This is a genomic window from Pseudomonas sp. NY15372 (genome assembly GCF_048068215.1).
Lineage (GTDB): Bacteria > Pseudomonadota > Gammaproteobacteria > Pseudomonadales > Pseudomonadaceae > Aquipseudomonas > Aquipseudomonas guariconensis_A.
This window is the reverse complement of record NZ_JBLUPY010000118.1, coordinates 1-238: the sequence shown is the minus strand read 5'-3', so window position 1 is coordinate 238 and position 238 is coordinate 1. Positions and strand designations below refer to the sequence as shown.

The following is a 238-nucleotide window of genomic DNA, read 5'->3' as shown; positions in this document are numbered from 1 at the left end:
CTTCACGGTAACGGCTACCGATACCGATGGCAGCACAGCCACCGGCAACCTCGATGTGAACATCATCGACGACCTGCCGACTGCCGTAGGTGACAGCAACCTCGAAACCGCTACCGAGCAGCACACCACGCTCACCGGCAATGTGCTGAGCAACGATACCCAGGGCGCCGACCGCGTCCCGAGTGGCCCGATCACCGCCGGCACCTTTGTGGGCACCTACGGCACCCTGGTGCTGTCG

At 63.9% G+C, this 238-nt stretch carries 1 protein-coding gene; it reads left to right on the top strand.

Translation table 11 applies throughout. From position 1 onward, the window contains the following. On the top strand, positions 1 to 238 hold a 238-nt coding region (locus ACNFG0_RS22955; RefSeq protein WP_416766555.1), incomplete at both ends, for a hypothetical protein.